We start from the raw sequence: 19,458 nt of genomic DNA, 5'->3' as shown, positions 1-19,458 counted from the left end.
CGTCAGCAGGAGTAGTTCGGGCGGGCAGCCAGGAGGTCGGCGCGTCGGTAGGCCCGGTAGCGGCTGCCGTCAGCGGCCCGCGGCTTGCGGGACTGGACTCCGTAGGCGCGCAGGAGCAGGGACAGCCGCAGCGGGGTGAGGTCGGCGTAGCGCCAGCGTCCATCGGCCTGACCGGGCAGATCGCGCAGGCGCTCGACCAGCTCCGCGGTGCTCACGTACTCCGGGGCACCCTCGTCGTCGAAGACGGTGAGGCAGGCGTGGACGATCGTCTGCGGGTGGCTGGGGCAGGACAGGAACTCCTCGCACGCGTCCTCGTGGAGGTCGTCGAAGTCGTCCAGCCCCTCCAGGTCTGCGAAGTCGTCGAATCCCTCGAAGTCCGGGTCGAAGTCGGGCTCCTCGTCGTCCACCGGTTCGTACTCGACTGGGGCCGCGGGCTCGTACACGGCGGCGCAGCAGCCGGAGGTGGACAGGAGCGTGTTCAACTCAGCACCGGCTGCCATCCGTTCGACCAACATGTCGGTCAGCGTGTTCAGCTGCTCAGTGGGGCTGACCCCGGGAAGCTCGGCGGCGGCCAGCTCGGCGAGCTGCCGGTCGAGTTCCTGGATCCCGACGAACGCGTCGAGGATGGCGCGGTGGTGCGGGTTCTCGGTGACCTGGGCCGGCGCCAGAACGGCGGCGGCGACCTGGTCGATCAGGGTGGGGAACTGCGTCAACGAAGAGGGCCCTTCAGGGTCGGGGGCAGCGCGGGTCGGGGAAGGCCGGGTATCGCATAGGGCGGTGGTCCCGGCTTGGGGACGGGCGGGCGCGTGCCCAGCTGCGGCGAGCGGGTGCGGGCGGCGTGAGTGCGCTCGCCCATGGGGCGCCGGCGGATGCCGAGGCGGGCGCGGGCGGTGTCGTACACGTCGTGCGCTGCGCGCGGTCGTACGGCCACGACGTGGATCTCGGTGGTGTGCGTGGAGTTCGCGGGCGCCGGCCGCTGGGCGTAGACGATGCGCCAGGCGTTGCGGTGATCGACGTAGACCTTGCGGCACCCGGCGAGGTCGCGGGTGAGTCTGGCGCCGAACAGGCGGGCGTTGACGATGTCCTGGAGCTGGGAGAGTGCCAGGTCGCGGATGTCGCCGGGGGCTTGGAGGAGGTCGGTCAGGGCGCGGGGGTCGAAGGACAGGCCGAACGCCGGCCGGTCCTCGTGGCCGGTCATCCGTCGGCCTGGATGGGCTCGCCGGTCTCCTCGTGGTCCTCGTGCTCCTCGGTGGCGGTGGTGGTCCGGTTCGAGGGACGGGGGCCGGGCAGCAGGCGGTGAGCGGGCCGGTCCGGATCGGTCATGCACGCGGACAGCGGGCCGCCGGCGGCGCGGACGGTGGCCATGGCGTGGGTGAGGAAGTCCCGGTGCCACACGAACAGCCCGGACAGTCCGGCTTCGGTGTCCTTGTGCTGCTGGTAGGCCAGCCACAGGGCGTGAAGCCAGGCGACGACGTCGGCGTGCTCCTGCCACTGCTCGCACCAGGGCGCGGCGGTCGTGACCTCCGCGCCGTAGACCCGGACGAGGAAGTCGTCGACCCAGTCACTGAGTGCGTCGAGTTCGTCCTCGTACTCCTCGTCCTCCAGCTCGAGGATCGGGCGCGGCTCGGGCGGTGCGGTCTGCGGGGGCAGGCCCGCGAACTCCGGCAGCCCGTAGGCGGCGAACGGCGAGTCCGGTGGCGGTGGTGCGGTGGCGAGGCTGTCGATCTGGCGGGCCTGCTCTGCGGATCGCGCCATCAGTTTGGCGACGTTCGCGTTGACGCTCGCCAGATCGGCGTCCGGCATCCGGACCGGTTCCGTCTCCCCGTCCTCCGGGAGGAGATCGGAGTCGGGTATCCGGACCGGTTCCGTCTCCGCGTCCTCGGGTGGGTTTATGGATTCAGGCACGAAAAGGGGCCTCCTTGAGCCGCAGCCATAGGGTGTGAATTGCGGCTCCAACCATCCGGAGAATCCCCGGTTTCGGTAACCGGGGCTTCGCTGCTATAGCGCCGGGCGCGGCGCGGCGGGGGCATGTACAGAACGCGCCGTAAGCCGCGCCGCGCGGCAGGATCAGCCTCAGACGGTGAGGGCCAAGTCGACCTGGGAAAGGGTCTGTTGCAGTGTTTCGGTGAGACGGTCGGCGGCGATCTCGGCGTAGTGATTGGTCTTCTCGACGCCGATGAAGTCGCGCCCCTCCAGCAGGGCAGCGACCCCGGTGGAGCCGGATCCGCAGGTGAAGTCGAGCACCGTGCCGCCCTCCGGGGCGATCTGCACCAGCTCACGCATGACGGAGACCGGCTTCTGCGTGATGTGCTGGCGTGCCTTGCCGCTGGGCTGCGAGGCGCTGTAGAGGCCGGGCAGGTAGACCGGGTTGCGGGCGGCATCGATCGGGCCGTTGGACGCCCAGACGATGAACTCGCAGTTCTGGGTGAACCTGCCCTTCTGCGGCCTGGCCTGCGGCTTGTGCCAGGCGAGCACGCCGCGCCACAGCCAGCCGGCGGCCTGGATGGCGTCCGTGGTGATCGGGAGTTGCCGCCAGTCGGTGAACAGGAGCGCGGTGCCGCCGACCTTGGTGAGCCGGTGGGCCTCGGTCATGATCTGGGTCAGCCAGAAGCCGTAACTGCGCTGGTCCATGTTCTCGCCGGTGAAGTCCGGCAGCTCGTGCCCGGCGTCGGCCGAGGTGTACTTCTGCTTCGCGGACCGGGAGGTTCGCTCCTTCGCCGTCCGCCCACCCGAGTTGTACGGCGGATCGGTGATGACGGAGTCGACGCAGTTGTCCGGAAGCTCGGCGAGAACGCCGAGCGCGTCGCCCTGGTGCAGGGAAAAAGGCAAAGAGATACCCCAATTCGGGTCGCGTGAGATGAGGGAGAGACGCCCCAGCTCGCCTGGATTACCCCACAGGACCGAATGCGGGCCGACGGCTCCGCGGTCTGCGACGTGGGGGGCGAGGGGAGGAGCCAAAACTGTAGGGCACGATCCCCGGTTGAGCGCTATCGCCGCCGAAAACCCCGAAACAGAGCCTTGATCAGACACGATTTCGGCAACCGGGGATCCGCCCTTACTGTTTTGGAACTGCCCGGCGGACACCGCCGATGGCACATCCCCGCCCCTGCCTTCGTGGAGGTATCCCCATGTCCTGGCACACCTGACCCGACGCCCCGTGCCGGTGCGAGCGGCAACTCGCACGTGCACCCGGGCCACCCGAATGACCCACCACCCGGCCGTCGCGCCCTTTCCTCAACGACGCACGCGCCGCCGGGACTTCACCAAGGACCTCGCTGTGACATCGCTCTACCCACCCCTGCCCGCGATCCGTCCGCCGGCCCGTGACCGCCTGCCGGGAGGCGGGCCGGATTGAAGGGCATAGCCGCCGGCATCGGCGTCGTCGTCCTCTCTCCGCTCCTGCTCGCGGGCACCGCCATGATGATGGCGTCCTCCAGCGAAGCCACGACCACCAAGTCCCTCAGCAGATGCCTGACCGGCATCGACACCGACGAGGTGACCAAGGAGGTCACCAAGCTCCTCGACGGTGCGTCCGGCAAGGACGTCCACATCCAGGGCCTGGACCTTCCGGCCGAGCAGATCCCCAACGCGCAGACCATCGTGGCCACCGGCATCAGCCTTGACGTCCCCAAGAAGGGGCAGATCATCGCCATCGCCACCGCGATGCAGGAGTCGCGGCTGCGCAACCTCAACTCCGGCGACCGCGACAGCCTCGGCCTGTTCCAGCAGCGCCCCAGCCAGGGCTGGGGAACCGCGCAGCAGATCCGCGATCCGGTATACGCCTCCGAGCGCTTCTACAAGGCCCTGCTGAAGGTCGACGGCTGGCAGCAGATGAAGGTCACCCAAGCCGCCCAGGCCGTCCAGAAATCCGGCTACCCCGACGCCTACGCCCAGTGGCAGGACCTCGCCACCGCGCTGCAGAAAGCCATCGCCGCCACGTTCCCGAACGCCGACAAGGACGAGCCCGCCAAGGACAAGGACACCGAGTCCAGCTCCGGCGGGTGCACTCCGGACAAGGACGCCGCCTCGTACGGGCGCATCCCCGAGGGCAGCGTCCCGAAGGGCTACACGATCCCCAAGGACGCCGACCCCAAGGCCCGCAAGGCCATCGAGTGGGCGATGCACCAGCTCGGCACGCTCTACCAGTGGGGCGGATCCTGCACCGACGCCCACGGCCCCGACCCGATGGGCCGCTGCGACTGCTCCAGCCTGATGCAGCAGGCGTACGCCCATGCCGACGTCAAGCTCACCCGCACCACGTACACGCAGGTCAACGAGGGCAAGGCCGTCTCGGCGGAGAACATGAAGCCCGGTGACCTGATCTTCAGCCGCGGCAGTGCCGCCCGGCCCGAACACGTCGGCATGTACATGGGCGAGGGCCTCGTCATCGAGGCGCCGCGCGCATCCAAGCCCGTCCGGATCACTGCGATCAAGGACTGGACGATTCTCGCCGCCCGCCGCGTCCTTTGACGCCGCACCCCGCCTGTAGGTTCCGAATCACGTTGTCAGTGTCCGAGCAATCTGTCGGCAACTTGTCGGTTTGAGGCCGCCGTTGGTGGCTCCTGCCTCCGGCCGCCAGCCTGGCAATCGCCTGGGCGACCTGTCTCTTCGGCAGGTTACCCCCTGGTCGGAGACCGGCACACCGGCTTCCGATCGGTTGCCCCTCTTCCGTGCCGACGCCGACAAGTGGTCGGACGGTCCGGCGGGCCAGTTCTCCCGATCAGGGGCCGACACGCAGGAAGCGGCAGACCGGCCGAACAGATCCGCCGACAAATCGGCTGGACGGCCGCCAAAAATCGCTGGTCATCGCGGCGTCGGACGATAAGTCACATCGGAACCTACACGCCCGGACACCGCTTCGGGCGGGTCCCGGCCGCGGCACCTTCTTGCGCCCCGAGCGCCACCTCCCCCTCTCTTCTTTCCGCTTTCCGCCGGCCCTCATCCGGCTGCGCATGCAAGGAGTCCTGCCATACCCATGTCACTCGCAGACCGCGTCATCTACCTCGCCTACGACCCAGGCATCACGCCCGCAGGCGGCGGCCTGCCGGGACTCGCCGTCCTGAAGAACGTCGTCAACAGCATCAACCTGTTCGGCATCGTCGCCGTTGTCGGCGCACTCGCCGTCTCGCTCGGCGTGTGGGCCTGGGGCCACCACAGCGGCGGCCACCAGGCTGAAGCCAATGGCAAGAAGGGCGCCGTGGTTGCCGCCGGCGCCGCGCTCGGCCTCGGCGCCGCGAACGGAATCGTGGCCTTCTTCAGTGCCCTGGGGTCGCAGGTCCAGTGATACAGAAACGATTTCCTTCCTTGTCCGGGTACGGCGTCGGATGGTCGGCCAACCGCCGCATCGCGATCGTCGCCCTCGTCATCGCCGCCCTGCTCGCTGCAGCCGCCGCCGTCGCCTGGTTCACCGGGCGCGGCGAGCAGCACCAGGGCCGCGACACCCCGTCCCAGGCGAGCAGTTCCTCGCCGTCCGAGGCCGCGCCGAAGCCGGCGGCGGGGTCGGGGTCGGTGCCGGGGCCCCCGCAGATCGCCGAGCCGGTCGCCTACGCCAGGGCCGCCGCGGCGATGCTCTGGTCCTACGACACCCGCGACACCAGCCGCGACCAGCAACTCGCCGGCATGCGCGCGTGGATGACCAAGGAGACCACGTACGCCGACTGGGCCTCCGTCTCCGGCCAGGTCCCCGATCCACTCCTGTGGTCGCGCATGGCCGACAACGACCAGTACGCCACCGCGACGGTCACCGAGGGCCACTACCCCTCCGCGTTCAAGCAGGCCCTGGCCGACGACCCGTCCGCCATCACCGAGGCGTACATCTACGTCGTCACCGTCAACGGCAAGCAGCAGATCGCGTGGAAGAAGGGCGGCGGCGGAGCCGAAGACCGCGCCGTGACCCTCGCCGTGCAGTGCCGGCCCAACCACGACTGCTCCCTGGCTGCCATCGCCCCCCGCGTCGCGCCCTGACCTGACCCCGACGATAAGGAGGGACAACTTCCCTTGGGCTTCTGCGATTTCCCCCTGGCAGACAAAGTGTGCGACGTCGGTGACGCGGTCGACTTCGCTTCCGATCCCGGAAAGGCGATCGGCGACTGGATTGCCAAGAGCTCCGGCGAGCTCGCCGCCGCCGCAGCCGATCTGGCCGCCAAGGCCGTCAACGCCACCACCAAGGTGGACCTGTCCGCGGGCTGGTTCCGCGACAACTACGAGATGCTGCTGCCGATCGGCCTCATCATCCTCGTCGGCACCTTCTGCGCCCAGCTCATCAGGGCAGCCGTCAAACGCGACGGGCAGGCACTGGCCCAGGCATTCACCGGCACCATGAGCGGCGTCCTGTTCGCGTTCTGCGCCATCGCGTTTACGACCGTGGCCATTGAAGTGGTCGACGCCCTGTCCAACGGGCTGTTCAAAACCTCGCACCTGAATATCGAGACCGCCGTACGCCGCATCGTCAAGGTCTCCCAGATCGGCGCCATGTCCGGCCTCGGCTGGATGGTCCCCACCATCACCGCCCTCGGAGCCGCCGTCGGCGCCTTCCTCTACTGGTGCGTGATGATGGTCCGCAAGGTCGGCATCCTCGTCATGGTCACCCTCGCCGTATTCGCCGGAGCGGGCGGCGGCTGGGAGGTCGCCCGCCGGTGGCGCCGCGGCTGGATCGAGGCAACCGCCACCCTCGTCGTCAGCAAGCTGCTCATGACCGTGATCTTCGTACTCGGCATCGCCGCCATGGGCAAGTCCGAGTCCAAGGACGGGCTCGCCGCACTCGCCGACGTCATGTCCGGCATCGTCATCATGGTCCTCGTGCTGCTCTGCCCCTACGCGACGTTCAAGTTCGTGCACTGGGCCGCAGAAGGAACGTCCGGCGAGGACATCCACCGCGCCGGCGGAGCAGGTGCCCAGCTCGCCAAGCAGCACGCAGAGAAGGCCGGACGCAAGGCCGCCGCCATGGCAGCCACCGCCGGAACCGGCGGCGCGGCAGCCGGAGCAGGCGCAGCCCCGCAGGGCCCCGACGCTGTGGGCGGCGGCTTCCCCGGCGACATCGCCGCCAATCCCACCGGAGGCGGCAGCGGCAACGAAGGCGGCGGCTCCGGAGTCTCGCCTGGGGGCGACGCGCTGAAGAACGGTCTGGAGAAGGCCGTCCAGCCCCCGCCGACCACCCCCCGGGACGACACCAGCGGCCAGTTCAGCGGCTCGCCCGGACAGGGCGGCCCCGGTTCGGGATCACCCTCCGGCCAGGGCGGCGGCTTCATGTCCCAGCCCGGGACGGACGCCTCGACGCCACCACCGCAGAGTGCTCCGCCGGCCCCGAACTCCGCCGGTACAGCCAGCGGGACCGGCGCGCCGCCACCCCCGCCCACCGGCATCTGACCCTGCCCGACTCCGGGGCGGCACGCGCCGCGCAGCTCCCGCCACGTGCCGCCCCGGATACCGCCCCGCGCTTCATCGGAACGGCCCTTGTCTGAACTTTCCGTCACCCCGCTCACGGTCAAATTCCCGCACAGGTCGAGGCGCGGCATCCTGCTCGGCCTCTCCCTTCCCCAACTCGTCCTCGTCTCCTGCGCATTGGCGCTCCTTCTCTTCACGGTGGTATCCACCGGGCTGCTCGGCGCCATCGCCCTGACCCCACTGTGGGCCGCAGTCGCCGCCCTGGTCGCGATCCGCCGCCACGGCCGCTCGCTGATCGACTGGGCGCCGATCGTCCTGCGCTACTCCCACCGACGCCGCACCGGGCAGACCCTGTGGCTCGCCCGGCCGATCTCCCGCCCCCGCCAGGACGGCATCCTTCACCTGCCCGGCACCGTCGCCTCGCTCCGCGTGGTCACCCCCGGCGACTCTGCGAACCAGGCCGCCGCGGTGCACGACCCGCACCAGCAGACCCTGACCGCGGTCGCCCGTGTCTCCTCCCGTGCCTTCGCGCTGCTCGACCCGGCCACCCAGAACCACAACGTGGCCGGCTGGGGACGAGCGCTGGCGGGCATCGCCCGCACCGGACACGTCGCCACCGTGCAGGTCCTGGAACGCACCGTCCCCGACTCGGGCGACACCCTCGCCCGCCACTGGACCCAGCAGGGCCGCCCCGAGACCCCGGTCGCCGGGCAGGTGTACAGCGAACTGGTCGCCGCCGCCGGACCGGCCGCCGCCCCGCACGAGGCATACCTGGCGATCTCCCTGGACCTCAAGGCCGCCAAGCGCCTCATCAGCCAGGCCGGCGGCGGACTTCCGGGGGCGTTCACGGTGATGGAGCAGACCACCTCGGCCATCGCCCAGGCCGCCCGCAGTGCGGGGCTTATGGTGACCGGCTGGCTGAGCGCGCGGGAGATCGCCGCCGTCATCCGCACCGCCTACGCCCCCAAGGCGCTCTCCGCTCTGCAGCAGTGGTCGGAATCCGGACGGGCCGAAGCCGACCCGGCCGCTGCCGGGCCCGTCGTCCAGGTCGAAGAGTACGACCGGCTCGCCACCGACTCCGCCCGGCACGCCACCTACTGGGTCGAGGACTGGCCCCGCACCGAGACGAGCGCCGGGTTCCTGCACGGCTTGATGTTCACCGCCGGTGTCCGACGCACCCTCTCCCTCATATACGTGCCGCAGGGGCTCGAGTCCGCGATGCGCGACGTCCAGCGCAAGAAGGCCGCGATCATCGCCGACGCCAACGAACGGGCACGTCGCGGCCAGGTCGACTCCGAGGCCGACTCCGTCGAGTACGCCGACGTGAAGGTCCGCGAACGCCAGCTGATCGCCGGGCACGCCGACGTCGCCCTGACCGGGCTGCTCACCGTCTCCGCCGAGACCGACGCCCTGCTCGACGCCGCGTGCGCGCAGATCGAGACCGCCGCCGTCACCGCCCAAGTCGACCTGCGCAGGCTCAACTTCCAGCAGCCCGACGCCTTCACGCTCGGCGCCCTGCCCCTGGCCCGGACTGCTCTGTGACCAGCCGGCGCGAATCGCATCTGTTCGACGAGATCCGGGCGCTGCTCGCTCCCCTCCAGGCCATGCACCGCCGCCACCAAGAGGAACTGGACGCTCACAGGAACGCGGACGGCGAGGTCATCGAGGAGCAGCGCGCCGCGTACGAAGAGGTGCGCGAGACCACCGCCATCGAGGCCAGCGACACGCTGGACACCGTCGCCAAGCGACTGGAACTGCTGACCGCTGTCCCCGCGCGCCGCGCCTTCACCGTCGCCCTCACCGGCCCCGGCCTCCAGGACGGCGAACGCCCCTGGCTGTTCGTCGTCCATGCCACCGACCTCAACGAAGCGCACCGCAGCCTCACTCAACTCACCGGATTCCGACGGTGGTTGGACGACACCGAGACTTCGAGCGCCGACGCGGTACTGGTGGCCGAGGAGAGTCACCCGGGGACCCGAGCCCCCGGCTCATACCTCGACCTACGCCACGAGCAGGCCCGGATCCTCGCCGAGCGCACCCCTTCCCTCGGCATCGCCACGCGCCCGGCCCGGCCCGCGAAGGCACCGCGCCGTTCCCGCTGAGCACTCTCCTTGGCCATCGCCCTGTGACCCCGCGCCACGGCGCACCACCCACCGCTGTCCCTGCCGTAGCGGCAGGAAGGATCCTTTCGCCTTTGACCTCTGCCATCCCCGTCGGCGACGCGCACCCGTACCTGCGGGCCGCCAACGCCGGCGTCCGCCACCACACCCGCGCCCTCACCACGCGGGCGCAGACCACCCCCACACCCGCTGACCGCGTCCACCTCGACGTGCTGCACGCCCATCTGACCGCTCTGCACCAGCTGCTCGACCACCTCACCGAGACCACCCGGCCCCCGCATCCCGCCGCCGGCCGACACCTGGCCACCGCGCACACCCGGCTGTGGCAGTCCGCCGCCGCCGTGCACGACGCCTTCCACCTCCTGCCCGCGGTGCACGAGACCACCACGGACACGGAATGCCACCCCGAACGGCTGCCGGAGGGCCCGCCCGTCCTGACCATCTGCCAGCGCCACCTCGCCGCAGGCCACATCGTCCGCCGCAAAACCACCCCGAGCGACCTCAACACCCCGCTGCACGGCCACACCACCATCTGCAGCCAGTAACCCCGTCCAACGAAAGGCACTGCATGCGCCCCTTGAAGCGCTCCACCTCCACCGCCGTCGTCATCCCCGCGCTCGCCGGCACCGCCGCCCTGGCCACCGCCACCCCGGCCTCCGCCGCCAGCTACCGCTGCAAGACCAGCAGCCACACCGTCGATGACCCGACGTACAACGGACCCGACTCCGACAACTGGGACTTCGACGTGACGCTCTGCGCCATACGGTCCGGCGGCTATATCTACACCACCGCCACCGTGTACTGGGACGGCCCTTACACGGCCAAGAACCGCAGCACCTACACCTTCAACAAGGCCAAGTTCCAGCTCCAGACCAAGCGCAGCGTCAGCGGCACTGACCCGGTCGTGAAGTCCGGCGCCTACACCGGCCTGGAGCACGCGCTCGAACACAGCAGCAGCAACGGCAACGGCTCCTACGCGACCGGAACCCTCAAGTCCACGGCGGGATCCGGCCGCTACCTCGCCGACGGCTACATCCAGCTGGACTGGTCGGGCGACGGCAAGAGCTACCGCAGCCCCATTCTGTTCACCGCCTCACCGGTCGTCTGACCCCCGCACCGCGTCCAGACCGCCGTCACGTGAAAGCCGCCCTGTCATGAGCCACCGGCCCGCGCGCCGAGCGCGTCGCGCCAGCGCCAGCCCCCTGTTCACCCCGCACGGCACCGATCGTGCCGCCCGCAAGGCGGCCCGACGGCAGCTCGCCGAGGCCGCCGCGAAGGCCCGCGTCGAGTCCGCCACCGCCCACACGGCCGGCAGCGGCACGGAGGAGCAAGAAATGCCGCTGCCCCTCTTCCCGCCCGCCGGACGCCCCGGCCCCGCCTCGGCCCGCAACAACAAACTCAAGCTGCCCGCCCACCGTATGACCACCGCCACCGCCTCCGGGGCGTACCCGTTCCTCGCCGAAGGCGGGCTGGGGGCCGAGGGCATCTACATCGGCCGCGACGTGCACGCAGAGGCGTCCTTCTGTTTCGATCCGTTCGCGCTGTACGGCAAGGTTGAGGGGTTCACCAACCCCAACGTGTTGCTCGCGGGCGTGATCGGTCAGGGCAAGTCCGCGCTCGCCAAGTCCTTTGCGCTCCGCTCGATCGCCTTCGGATACCGGGTCTACGTCCCTTGTGACCCCAAGGGCGAATGGACGCCGGTGGCCAGGGCCCTGGGCGGCACCTCCATCGCTCTCGGGCCCGGCCTGCCCGGCAAGCTCAACCCATTGGACGCCGCGCCTCGGCCCAACAGCGTCTCGGAGGCCGACTGGGCGAACGAGATCCGCAAGCGCCGCCTGCTGCTGCTCGGCTCCCTGGCCCGCACCGTCCTCGGGCGGGACCTGCTGCCGATGGAGCACACCGGCCTCGACGTCGCCCTCGACGCCGTCGTCACCCGCGCCGCTACGGCCGGACGCACCCCGCTGCTCGGCGACATCGCCGCCACCCTCAATAGCCCGGACGAACTCGACGCCGCTGGCGGCATGATGTCCGGCCGCCTCGGCGACGCCTCCCGCGACCTGGCCCACGCCATGCGCCGCCTGGTACACGGCGACCTCGCCGGCATGTTCGACGCGCCCTCCACCGTGGCGTTCGATCCGAACAGCCCGATGCTCAGTATCGACCTGTCCCGCCTGGGCGGCTCCGGCGACGACACCGCCCTCGTCCTCGCCATGACCTGCGCCTCGGCCTGGATGGAGTCCGCGCTGTCCGACCCGAACGGCGGCCGACGCTGGATCGTCTACGACGAAGCCTGGCGCCTCATGCGCCACCCGGGCCTCCTGCAGCGCATGCAGTCCCAGTGGAAACTCTCCCGCGGCCTGGGCATCGCCAACCTCATGGTCATCCACCGGCTGTCCGACCTGCTCACCGCAGGCGACGCCGGATCTCGCGGACGGGCGCTCGCCGAGGGCCTGCTCGCCGACTGCTCCACCCGCATCATCTACCGGCAGGAGACCGACCAACTCCACGCCGCGGCAGTGCTCCTGGGCCTCACCTCCGTCGAAGCCGACGCCATCGCGCACCTCAACCGCGGCAGGGGCCTGTGGAAGGTCGCCGGACGATCTTTCATCGTGCAGCACCTCCTGCACCCCCACGAACTGTCGCTGTTCGACACCGACGCCAGGATGCATTAACCCGCAAAATCCGGCCCGCGCACCCGCCCACCTGCGCTTTCACCACCGCTCACCTTGGGAACCCATGCCCCCATCCCGCACCGACCTGTCCGCCTTCGCCGCTGGCCTCGCCGCACGACTGCCCGGCGCCTGGACCAGCGAGTACCACCGCCACGCAGCCTACGAGGACCAATTCCCCACCGTCGAACGGCTCTGGGACGCCGGCCACGTCGACTACATCGTCACCCAGTACGTCCTCGGCCACGACGCTGTCCTCCACGGGCCCGGCGAGCAGCACCTCTACATCGCCGACCGGCCCCTATACCGCCACCAGTTCGTCGTCGCCCCGCTCGAGCCCGACGGCAACGACGTCAAGCCCCACCACTTCGTCGGTGTCGCAGAACCGAACGGCATCGCCGTCCCAAGCGATCCCGTGCGCGCCGCGGCCCAGGTCGCCCGCCGGGTACTGCCCCGCTACGAGCGCGCCCGGCACACGGTGCGCCGCAACGCCGAGGAGCAGCCCGAGCCCCCGCACCGGCTCGCCCCGCCGCAGGTGTCCAAAGTCGTCACCTTGACGTGGTACGACGACGGGGCGCTCGGCGCCCCGTACGAGAGCGTGCCCGCGGATGCCCGCATGACGCTGTACATCCACGGCTTCCAATACCACCCCCACCAGGCCGCCTTCCTCCTGCCCGCCGCGTACGGCGAGGGCGGTCGCGCCCTGCGCATCCAGGCCGTGGCCCGCCAACTCGCGGCGCAGGGAATCGGCGTGAACCTGCGCCACGCCGCGCCGACCACCCGCCCCGGTCTCCCGCCCACGCCGCCGAAGACCGCACGCGCGCATCACCGCTGACGGGCCCTTTCACCCAACCCCACGTGTTCCACGGAGTTCCCCTGTCCTTCGCCTTCGACGACATGAGCCATCTGCACGGACTGGCCGAGCGCATCCACAACGCGGCCGACGAGCTGCCGCTCACCGACTCGCGGTACGCCCGCAGCGACAACCTCGACGAACTCGACGAGAGAGTCGTCGACATCACCGGACTGTTCGTCCATCTGGCGACCGCCGCCGCCTTCGCCGACCGGATGGCTCGCCGCAACCGCGGTCAGGAGACCGACGTCACCCGGCGCAAGTTGACCGGGCTGACCCGCGCGGTGGGCACCGTGGGACGCGCCCTGGCCGACCTTGGTGAAGCCGTCGCCCAAGCCGGTCTCCTGCACCAGCTCAGCGGCCTCCCCGGCTCGCCGGAGCGGGCCGATGCCGCACGAGCCGCGCGCACGGCAGTTGACGTCCGGATCGACAGTGCCCGCCGCCACCTGAACGAGGCGGGCCGCCAGCTGCACCACGACGCAGACCGGCTCACACGCCGCACCCCACAGGCTGCCACCGCGCGCGTCACCCCACTGCCGGCCGTGCCCGCGCCGACCACCCGCACCCGCTGATCTCTCCGCCCGAAAGACTCTGGAGCGCCCCTATCCGCACCACCCGCCGCATCCTGCCGCTGATGGCTTCCGTGGCCTGCCTCGCCATCGCCGCGACCGCCTGCTCCAACGACAGCGACACCCCCGCCGCCGAGAAGGCCCCCAGCGCCAGCACCGCGCCGAAGCCGACGCCCGCACTCAGCACTGCGCAGGCCCAGGATGTCATCACCCACTACTCGAAGATCAACAACAGGGCCAACGCCACGCGCGACCGCTCCCTCCTCGACACCATCGAGGACGGCCCGCTGTATGCGATGTCCGTCTCGGAGTACACGGAGACCGAGGGCCTGCCCAAGGCCGACCGCAAGCCTTACAAGCCGTGGTCGTACGACACCGCCAGCGCCAAGCTGTACATCCCGCGCTTCACCCCCGGGCAGGACCGCTGGTTCGCAGCCGCGCTCTCCGGTCAGAAGGACACGGCCCCCTCCCGACTTACTGTCTTCGCCGAACGGCCGGAGCACAAGCGGTGGGAGATGGTGTCCGTCGTCGACCTCGAAGGCAAGAAGCTGCCGAACGTCGCCCTCGACCGGGACGGCTACGCCACCGCCGTCGCCGCCAATGGCAACAAGCAGCTCGCGGCCGGTGCCGACCTCCTGCGCACCGCAGTCCTCGACAACTTCGCCACCGGCGGCGCGAACACCGGAACGAAGGTCTTCACTCCGACCAAGGCGAGCAAGCAGCAGATCGAGGTCCACGACAAGACCGGCACCCGGTACGGCGACAAGGGCACCACCGTCTTCGCCGGGGCCGCCAACCGCTACAAGAACGCCTACGCGCTCAAGACCACCGACGACGGCGCCCTGATCCTCTTCGCCCACACCCACACCCAGACCGACGCCGTCGCGCACTCCGGTCTGCAGATCAACCCCGGCAAGGACGACCGGGCCTGGCTCCACGGCGTGCCGCGCAGTTCCATCCAGTACACGTTCGTGTGCAGCGACGCCGCCACCGTTCCCGCGAAGGGCGACCCGTCGCAGCTGATCGGCTACATGTGCGCCCGCACCGACGCCTCCGGCCCGCCCGTGACCTCCGGCCCGTCGACCCGCGCGTAGGACCTCCCGCGCCCGCACCTCCGACACCGAGGAGTGTCCTTGACCCATCCCGATTTCGAGCTGTGCGACAACGTCGGCCGCGACGCCGAGCAGATCGCCGCCGCTCGCTACGGCATTGCCACCCGCGACGACCTGCTCCGGTGGGCGAGGCGGGATGCCAAACCCTTCCTCGCCGAGCACCCGCTTCCGGACGAGCCGCTGCCGAGCCCGGACCTGGCCCCGTACCTCGCCGCACTCGCCGCTGCCGAGACACCCGCCGAGGTCCACGCCGTCACCAACCATCTCCTGGACGCGGCCGAACCCGCGCTCCGCGCTGTGAGCGACTACCTCCTGGCCGCCGCCCAATGGCGCGGCCAGAAACGCGGAGCGGCGAACGGCTCGCCGCCCAAGCTCCTCATGGAAGCAGCCGGCCGCAGCCTGTCCGCGCTGGCCATCGCGGACCACGCCGACCTGGCGGCGCTGCGCGCCGAATACGACCCCGCGCCGGCACCGAAGGCCCCGGCCCCCGACCGGAGCCGCGCTGCGTCCGGCCTTCCCCCGACTCCGCCGAACGCCCCGCCCGCCGGCCCGACCTCCGGCCGGTAGCCCGCACCCTTCTGGAGGCCCTACTGTCCACCCGTTCTCTCATAGCGCGCCCCACCCCGACCGGCTTCGCCGGCATGTACGTCCACTTCGACGGCTACCCCAGCGGACGACTCCCGCTGCTGCTCGCCGCCTACCAGCATCGCTTCGCCGGCGATATCGAGGCCATGGCCCGTCATCTGATCGACGAGGTGGACTACGGCTGGTCCGGGCTCGGCACCGACCTGCTCGACGGTGCTCCCGACGACCTGCGCCAGGAGCTGACCGGCGGCACGGAGTTCTCCAGCCGCAAGTACAGCAGCGTCATCAACTCGGACGGCAGGCCGGCTGAGCGTGAGCTGATCACCGAGGCGAACTGCGGTGGCCTGGATTGGGGTTACGTGCTGCACCCGCACGGCATCGAGGTCATCAGTCTGTCCGAGGAGGACCGCGGTCCTGTCGTGGACTGGGACACCGACCCGCGAGCGCGCTTCAGCGACAGCTACATGCGGTGGAAGCCCGGCCAGTCCGTCCCGGCCACCGTCCCGCCCCGCGCCACTCAGCCTGCTGCTCTGCCGGCGCAGCCGGCGGCCGCATGCACCACCAAGCGGTCCGCCGCTCGCCGCTAGCCCGCCCGGCGCTCACTTCCCCGCCCTGGAGAACGCCCGAGGACGCCGATGCTCTCGCACAGCTGGCCGACTCGCTCGCTGACGCCGAGGGCCTGGACGGGGGCACCCAAATCACCCGCCCGGAGCGCAGCACGCGGACATGCGCGGCCATCAACACCTGGCTCACCCACGGCGAACCGTTCCTGCGCCAGGTACGAGCCTCAGCCCTGGACATGCGATCCTCCCCGGCCGTCTCGGCACTGCCCCGCGCTCTCCCGCCGGGTCGGCCCGTCCCCCGCCGCTGAACCCTGCGGCACCACCACCGTAAGGAGACCTCACCTTTTGGATTCTGGCACCCACTTCGTCTTCGGCACCCACGAGCAGCACGGCTTCGTCGCCGCCTTCACCTCCTCCATGCCCGCCCACCTGCCCACTGGTTCCTCGTGCGGGAGCAGTTCGAGCCCGTCCCCGACCAGCCCGGGCTCTTCCGGCTCACCGAACCCGAGCGCGACGGTCCGCGCCGCACCCGTCAGGCCGTCCACGACCTGCGCCGCCACGGCTACGCCGTGCAGGCCGACGTCGCCCTGGACCCCGCAGCCTCGGCCAGCCCACCACGGCCTGTCCGGCCCAACGGGCTGCTGGAGCGGCGCAGCCGCATCGCACAGGCCGCCGCCGGCCGTTCATCCCAGCGCGGTTCGGCGCCCACCACCTCACCACCATCCGCACGGCCGATCCCCCCGAAGCCCGCCTACGCACCCACCGTCCACCTCACCGCCTCCGCGGCCGGGCGGTCCCGGTGAAGCCCGGAACCGAGCCGCTCCGCATCACCCGCGGTCAAGGCGGTGAGGTCGAAGTCGAAGGCGTCCTCGGCTCCCTCGCCGCAGACGTCCTGCGCCGCGCCGGGTTCCTGTTCGAGCCGACGCTGCGCGGTCCTTGGATCCGGCTCCCGTTCGACATGGGGCGCGACTGGGAGACGGAGCACGCGACCTGGGCGGCGGGGATGCTCACCGCCGCCCGCTACCCGGTGCACCTCGACCCCGACCTGCGCGCCGACGCCGCCGAGAAAGCCACATCCTCCGGACCGGCACAGCCACCGGCCATGACCGCTCAGGCTCCGCCCAGGCGCCGGGCCGGCCGCTGACCCCGACCACCAGGAGAAGCGATCACCGACATTCCCACGGCCACCGAACTCTCCCATCGAGCACGCGACTTCCGGCTGCGAATGGCCGTCATCGACCGCGAGACCGAGACCGCGCTCGACCCCACCCTGGACCGCTACGGACGGACCGTCCACCACGCCGCCGCAGCCGCCTGCGCCCGCCGGAATCAAACGGCCGTCGAGGCATACGCCACGTACCTCGCTGCGAATGCCGGCCACCTGCTGGACGCGGCCCGTCTCGCCCTCGACGAGATGCCGCCCGCCGGGCACATCGCCGCCTGGCAAGCCCTGCTGGATTCCCTCGCCGCCTCCCACTCCGAGATCGTCCGCATCCTCGACCGCCCCGCCGCCCCCGGCTCGGCGACCGAACGCGAACAGCACACAGCCGTGTGGCCGCACCTCGCCGTCTGGGCGGACCACGGATCCATCGCCGCCGACCTCGCCGACCAGCACCACCAGCCCGAACCCGAGCTGACCGACGAGGAACGGCAGATGTGGACCGAGATAGCCCAGGCCGCGCAGCGACGGGGCGAACTGGACCTGATCGAGTCGTGGTACGCGGCTGACGGCCGGCGCATCACGCTCGCCTACCTGATCGAGGACGACACCTCGACCGTGATCGCCCTGGCCGGCGACCCGGACGCGCCGGGCTGGGAAGTGATCGGGCACTACGTCCACGAGTACGCGGCCGGGCAGGCGCTGCCGCGAGCGGTCCCGCCGGGAGTCCTGCGGCCGGACGTCTCACGGTTCAACCGCCCGGCACCGACGCCCGAGGTGTCCCTGCAGGAACTGCTCCAGGACGTCCTCGAGGCACGTGCGGCCGGTGATGTCTCCGAGACGCTGCTCACCGCCACGCAGCACGGTCACGATGCAGGACCGATGGTCCGCATGCAGGAACTTCTCCACGTGGCCGGGTCAGTTCGCAAGCGCTCTGGAGACCGTGCAGGGCCGACAAGTCGCCGCCCGGCTCGAGGTCCTCGGCCGGCAACTCGACTTCCTCACCCGCGAAGTCCACAACGCGGCCGAGGACCTCGGCGCCACCGTCGCCGTCCTGCCACCGCACCGCGCCCCCAAGCCGCCGCGGATCCGCCCGCGCCCCGCCCTGGACACGACGCCCCCGGCTCCGCCGCCCCGCACCACGGTCCCCACGCGCCGCCCCTAACGTCCCCTGACAGAAAGCTCCCGTTGTCCCTGACCGCCTCGACGGCCCCAGCACCGCGCATCACCTACAGCGCGGTGCTGGGCAGCCCGCACGTCGCCCGCCTCCTCGGCGGCACCCTCACCGGCCGCCTCCCCAACGGCATGGCACCGGTGGCCATACTCCTGTGGACACTCGCGGCCGGTGGCAGCATCGCCTTCGGCGGCCTGCTGAGCGCCCTCTACGGGCTCGCGTCCGGGCTGTCCCAGCCGGTCAAGGGACGCCTCATGGACCGCTACGGCCAGAGGGCCGTGCACCTTCCGGCCGCCCTGCTCAACTCCACCCTGCTACTCGCCCTCCCTGTGGCCGGACCGTACGCAGGAGCGGCGCTCGCCACGACGATCGTCGTCGCCGCCGGTCTGACCACGCCGCCTCTCGAAGCCGGGCTCCGCGCCCTGTGGCCGAGCCTGCTGCCCGACCCGCGGCTACGGCACGCCGCCCTCGCCCTCGACACCGGCGCCCAGGGACTGCTGTACATCGTCGGCCCCCTCCTTGTCGCTGCGCTCGCCTCCGCGCACAGCCCCTCCCTCGCGCTCGCTGCCACCGCCGCCCTCGGTCTGGCCGGCACCCTCGTCGTCGCGATCGCGCCGCCGTCCCGCCACTGGCGACCCGCCCCAGCATCCGCAGGCGACGGCCCGGCCCGGCGGCTGGCCAGTCCCGAGATGGTGTCGCTGTTCATCGCCCTCACCGGCATCGGCTTCGCGATCGGCGCCCTGAACGTCTGGGCCGTCGCCATGGCCGAGCTGCACGGCCGGGACATGCTGTCCGGCTTGCTTCCCGCCTCGTTCTCGGCAGGCAGCTTCCTCGGCGGCTTGGTCTACGGGCGCCGCACCTGGCCCGGCTCCACCACGCGCCAACTCCTGGCCGGCACAGCCGCCTTCCTGGCCGGGTGGCTGCCGCTGCTCGCCCTTCCCGGCCCGCACGCGGCCATCGCCGCGGTCGTCCTGCCCGGCGCGTTCCTCACCGTCGTGGTGGCCTGCGCCTACCAGGCCACCGACGCCCTCACCCCCACGGGTCGCACCAGCGAGGCGTACGCGTGGCTGATCCTCTCGATCGGCGCCGGCCAGGCCGCCGGCACCGCGCTCGCCGGACGCGTCGCCGACCACGTCCTCGCCAGCGCCGCGCTCCCCGCCGCCGGCGCCGCCTTCGCCCTCACCGTCCTGCTCGCCTGCCCCGGCTACACCCCCGCCGAGCGCGGTCGGCAACGCCGCCCCCGTGCGGCCCGTCGCGGACGTGCCTGAGCA

Annotated in this window: 20 protein-coding genes and 1 pseudogene; 17 read left to right on the top strand and 4 right to left on the bottom strand. The window is 71.2% G+C overall.

The annotated features are described in order from the left end of the window. Nucleotides 1–2: 2 nt before the first annotated feature. From ACFWDI_RS33985 to ACFWDI_RS33970, 4 genes are all read right to left on the bottom strand, one after another. On the bottom strand, nucleotides 3–713 hold the full coding sequence (locus ACFWDI_RS33985) for a DUF3631 domain-containing protein (RefSeq protein ID WP_385309990.1): 711 nt from the start codon (nucleotides 711–713) through the stop codon (nucleotides 3–5). Continuing rightward, nucleotides 710–1,198 carry a hypothetical protein gene (locus tag ACFWDI_RS33980; RefSeq protein ID WP_385309988.1) on the bottom strand — a complete coding sequence of 163 codons (489 nt, stop codon included), beginning with the start codon at nucleotides 1,196–1,198 and terminating at the stop codon, nucleotides 710–712. Before ACFWDI_RS33980 ends, ACFWDI_RS33985 begins: the two co-directional genes overlap by 4 nt. Further along, nucleotides 1,195–1,755 (bottom strand): DUF4913 domain-containing protein, encoded by a 561-nt coding sequence (locus ACFWDI_RS33975; protein ID WP_385310027.1) that lies wholly within the window; start codon nucleotides 1,753–1,755, stop codon nucleotides 1,195–1,197. The genes ACFWDI_RS33980 and ACFWDI_RS33975 overlap by 4 nt, the downstream gene beginning before the upstream one ends. 318 nt (nucleotides 1,756–2,073) lie before the next feature. Then, entirely contained in the window at nucleotides 2,074–2,829 is a 756-nt protein-coding gene (locus ACFWDI_RS33970) for a DNA-methyltransferase (protein ID WP_385309987.1), read from the bottom strand. Between the two features lie 522 nt (nucleotides 2,830–3,351). Here ACFWDI_RS33970 and ACFWDI_RS33965 point away from each other — a divergent pair. The 17 genes and pseudogenes from ACFWDI_RS33965 (at nucleotide 3,352) to ACFWDI_RS33885 (ending at nucleotide 19,455) form a co-directional block, all read left to right on the top strand. Then, nucleotides 3,352–4,470 (top strand): C40 family peptidase, encoded by a 1,119-nt coding sequence (locus tag ACFWDI_RS33965; protein WP_385309985.1) that lies wholly within the window; start codon nucleotides 3,352–3,354, stop codon nucleotides 4,468–4,470. A 499-nt stretch (nucleotides 4,471–4,969) separates the two neighbouring features. Continuing rightward, entirely contained in the window at nucleotides 4,970–5,284 is a 315-nt protein-coding gene (locus ACFWDI_RS33960) for a hypothetical protein (RefSeq protein ID WP_385310025.1), read from the top strand. Beyond that, entirely contained in the window at nucleotides 5,284–5,964 is a 681-nt protein-coding gene (locus ACFWDI_RS33955; protein ID WP_385310023.1) for a hypothetical protein, read from the top strand. The genes ACFWDI_RS33960 and ACFWDI_RS33955 overlap by 1 nt, the downstream gene beginning before the upstream one ends. A 33-nt stretch (nucleotides 5,965–5,997) precedes the next feature. Next, nucleotides 5,998–7,365 carry an ATP-binding protein gene (locus ACFWDI_RS33950; protein WP_385309984.1) on the top strand — a complete coding sequence of 456 codons (1,368 nt, stop codon included), beginning with the start codon at nucleotides 5,998–6,000 and terminating at the stop codon, nucleotides 7,363–7,365. Between the two features lie 87 nt (nucleotides 7,366–7,452). Next, entirely contained in the window at nucleotides 7,453–8,925 is a 1,473-nt protein-coding gene (locus tag ACFWDI_RS33945; RefSeq protein ID WP_385309982.1) for an SCO6880 family protein, read from the top strand. Further along, entirely contained in the window at nucleotides 8,922–9,485 is a 564-nt protein-coding gene (locus tag ACFWDI_RS33940; RefSeq protein ID WP_385309980.1) for a hypothetical protein, read from the top strand. The genes ACFWDI_RS33945 and ACFWDI_RS33940 overlap by 4 nt, the downstream gene beginning before the upstream one ends. 92 nt (nucleotides 9,486–9,577) lie before the next feature. Beyond that, nucleotides 9,578–10,048, top strand: coding sequence for a DUF6238 family protein (locus tag ACFWDI_RS33935; protein WP_385309978.1), 471 nt, complete (start codon nucleotides 9,578–9,580; stop codon nucleotides 10,046–10,048). 23 nt (nucleotides 10,049–10,071) lie between these two features. Further along, nucleotides 10,072–10,611: a hypothetical protein gene (locus ACFWDI_RS33930; protein ID WP_385309976.1), complete on the top strand. Its 540-nt coding sequence runs from the start codon at nucleotides 10,072–10,074 to the stop codon at nucleotides 10,609–10,611. 46 nt (nucleotides 10,612–10,657) lie between these two features. After that, entirely contained in the window at nucleotides 10,658–12,175 is a 1,518-nt protein-coding gene (locus ACFWDI_RS33925; protein WP_385309974.1) for a VirB4 family type IV secretion system protein, read from the top strand. A gap of 64 nt (nucleotides 12,176–12,239) precedes the next feature. Further along, nucleotides 12,240–13,007 (top strand): hypothetical protein, encoded by a 768-nt coding sequence (locus tag ACFWDI_RS33920; RefSeq protein ID WP_385309973.1) that lies wholly within the window; start codon nucleotides 12,240–12,242, stop codon nucleotides 13,005–13,007. Nucleotides 13,008–13,030: 23 nt separating this feature from the next. Beyond that, complete coding sequence (locus ACFWDI_RS33915) at nucleotides 13,031–13,597, top strand: hypothetical protein (protein ID WP_385309971.1); 567 nt, start codon at nucleotides 13,031–13,033, stop codon at nucleotides 13,595–13,597. A 62-nt stretch (nucleotides 13,598–13,659) separates the two neighbouring features. After that, the gene (locus tag ACFWDI_RS33910; RefSeq protein WP_385309970.1) at nucleotides 13,660–14,688 is read left to right on the top strand and encodes a hypothetical protein; all 1,029 of its coding nucleotides are present in this window, start codon (nucleotides 13,660–13,662) and stop codon (nucleotides 14,686–14,688) included. Between the two features lie 39 nt (nucleotides 14,689–14,727). Continuing rightward, nucleotides 14,728–15,273 carry a hypothetical protein gene (locus ACFWDI_RS33905; RefSeq protein ID WP_385309969.1) on the top strand — a complete coding sequence of 182 codons (546 nt, stop codon included), beginning with the start codon at nucleotides 14,728–14,730 and terminating at the stop codon, nucleotides 15,271–15,273. A gap of 74 nt (nucleotides 15,274–15,347) precedes the next feature. Next, nucleotides 15,348–15,878, top strand: coding sequence for a hypothetical protein (locus ACFWDI_RS33900; protein WP_385309967.1), 531 nt, complete (start codon nucleotides 15,348–15,350; stop codon nucleotides 15,876–15,878). A gap of 321 nt (nucleotides 15,879–16,199) precedes the next feature. Continuing rightward, nucleotides 16,200–16,657: pseudogene (locus ACFWDI_RS33895) on the top strand (hypothetical protein). Next, nucleotides 16,654–16,998 (top strand): hypothetical protein, encoded by a 345-nt coding sequence (locus ACFWDI_RS33890; protein ID WP_385309965.1) that lies wholly within the window; start codon nucleotides 16,654–16,656, stop codon nucleotides 16,996–16,998. The pseudogene ACFWDI_RS33895 and the gene ACFWDI_RS33890 overlap by 4 nt, the downstream one beginning before the upstream one ends. Before the next feature lie 81 nt (nucleotides 16,999–17,079). Then, nucleotides 17,080–19,455 carry an MFS transporter gene (locus tag ACFWDI_RS33885; protein WP_385309964.1) on the top strand — a complete coding sequence of 792 codons (2,376 nt, stop codon included), beginning with the start codon at nucleotides 17,080–17,082 and terminating at the stop codon, nucleotides 19,453–19,455. The last annotated feature ends 3 nt before the right edge of the window (nucleotides 19,456–19,458 follow it).

The sequence above is a fragment of the Streptomyces sp. NPDC060064 genome, assembly GCF_042736455.1.
GTDB lineage: Bacteria > Actinomycetota > Actinomycetes > Streptomycetales > Streptomycetaceae > Streptomyces.
The sequence above is the reverse complement of the archived record's forward strand: the minus strand, read 5'-3'. Positions and strand labels throughout refer to the sequence as shown.

Coding starts and splice junctions, on each gene's coding strand:
- ACFWDI_RS33980 (WP_385309988.1), bottom strand. CDS start 1,198: ATGACCGGCCACGAGGACCGGCCGGCGTTCGGCCTGTCCTTCGACCCC.
- ACFWDI_RS33975 (WP_385310027.1), bottom strand. CDS start 1,755: ATGGCGCGATCCGCAGAGCAGGCCCGCCAGATCGACAGCCTCGCCACC.
- ACFWDI_RS33930 (WP_385309976.1), top strand. CDS start 10,072: ATGCGCCCCTTGAAGCGCTCCACCTCCACCGCCGTCGTCATCCCCGCG.
- ACFWDI_RS33925 (WP_385309974.1), top strand. CDS start 10,658: ATGAGCCACCGGCCCGCGCGCCGAGCGCGTCGCGCCAGCGCCAGCCCC.
- ACFWDI_RS33920 (WP_385309973.1), top strand. CDS start 12,240: ATGCCCCCATCCCGCACCGACCTGTCCGCCTTCGCCGCTGGCCTCGCC.
- ACFWDI_RS33910 (WP_385309970.1), top strand. CDS start 13,660: ATGGCTTCCGTGGCCTGCCTCGCCATCGCCGCGACCGCCTGCTCCAAC.
- ACFWDI_RS33900 (WP_385309967.1), top strand. CDS start 15,348: ATGTACGTCCACTTCGACGGCTACCCCAGCGGACGACTCCCGCTGCTG.
- ACFWDI_RS33885 (WP_385309964.1), top strand. CDS start 17,080: ATGGCCGTCATCGACCGCGAGACCGAGACCGCGCTCGACCCCACCCTG.